Genomic DNA, 1,359 nt, shown 5'->3' with positions numbered 1-1,359 from the left:
GACGCTCCTATGGTTCGTCAAGCTCTTGAGGTGACCGGTGGATGTTCGAGCTGTCGGTAGAACTGGCGGCTGATGTAGCGCTTGAGGCAGCGACGGATCTCTGGGTCGGTCTTGCCCTCGGCGCGGCGGCGCTCGGCGTAGGCACGGGTGTCGGGGTCATAACGCAGCCTCGAGACAGCGATGGTGTGAAGGGCCCGGTTGAGCTGACGATCCCCGCAGCGGTTGAGCCGGTAGCGCACCGTCTTGCCCGAGGACGCGGGAATGGGCGCGGTCCCGGCGAGCATGGCGAACGCGCCGTCATCACGGCAGCGGCCCGCATGCGACCAGGCGGTCAGAACGGTGGCGGCGGTGATCGGGCCAACCCCGGGCAGCGGGAGCAGGTCCGGGCGCCAGGACCGCACGATGGTTCGGATCGCCTTCTCGTGCTCGCCGGCCTCGGTGTCCAGGTCGTGGATACGTCGCGCGAGGCTGCGCAGAGCGGTCATCGCGGTGAACACGTGGACGTCCTCAGCGGCGGTGTGCGGGCGCAGCTTGGCCGCGGTCGAGGTCATGACGACGATGCTCTGCCCGCGGAACCGGTCCCGGACCCGCTCCGGGGCGGTGATCACCAGAGCGCGTAGCTGACGTTGAGCGTCCGCGCCCGCCTTGACCGCGCCCCGGCGCACGGTCAACAGCATCTGCAGTGCCGCCCGATCAGCACCGGTCTTGGGTTGGGCCAACCGGGCGCGCGAGAGCGCCTCGCGCGCAGCGCGGGCGGCGTCGAGCGGGTCGGACTTACGACCACCACGACGTGCCGGACGTCCAGGCCGGTCGAGCTCGACCACCAGCTCGTCGATGGCGGCGAGGTGGCGGGCCAGGCCGGCGCCGTAGCCGCCGGTGCCCTCGATCGCCCAGGCCCGTAGACCGGCGTGGGTGTCGGCGAACTCGACGAGCTCGCCGTACCCGTCGGCGTCCGCGGACACCGTCACCGTCGCCACAAGCGCTCCGGTCGCCGCGGTGACCGCGGCGGCGGTGTGGGTGTTGGTGTGGGTATCGACGCCGATCACGACGTCAACGGTCTCAGCGAGCCTGGACTTCTCCAGGGGCTCTGTCAGCATGGGCACTGCGTTCTCCTTGCCGGGAGGGACGTGGAAGGTCCCGGTCCCGGTTCGGAGCCGGCAAGACTGTGACGGGACACGCCGGCGGCTACCGGCGGTCAAGCTCCTGATCAGGCCAGCTGCTCCGGCCGGGCCGGCGCCGACGCCACCAGGCGGGCAAGTCCCGCTTGAAGGCACCCGCAGGGCCAGTCAGAGCAAGGGCCACACCTGCTGTCGTCGTGCACCAACCCACCATTACCGGGCCGGTACCACCAGCCTCACA

The 1,359-nt window shown here is 70.6% G+C and carries 1 protein-coding gene; it reads right to left on the bottom strand.

Annotated elements, in window-relative coordinates:
* Positions 1-17: 17 nt before the first annotated feature.
* Positions 18-1,097 carry an IS110 family transposase gene (locus TOK_RS16350; protein WP_098958747.1) on the bottom strand — a complete coding sequence of 360 codons (1,080 nt, stop codon included), beginning with the start codon at positions 1,095-1,097 and terminating at the stop codon, positions 18-20.
* Positions 1,098-1,359 lie beyond the last annotated feature (262 nt).

Origin of the sequence: Pseudonocardia sp. N23, assembly GCF_002583555.1 — a bacterium.
In the GTDB taxonomy this organism is placed as follows: Bacteria; Actinomycetota; Actinomycetes; order Mycobacteriales; family Pseudonocardiaceae; genus Pseudonocardia.
This window is presented reverse-complemented; position numbering and strand designations above follow the sequence as displayed.

Bases quoted from the DNA above. Each gene is read 5' to 3' on its own strand.
- TOK_RS16350 (WP_098958747.1), bottom strand. From the start codon at position 1,097: ATGCTGACAGAGCCCCTGGAGAAGTCCAGGCTCGCTGAGACCGTTGAC.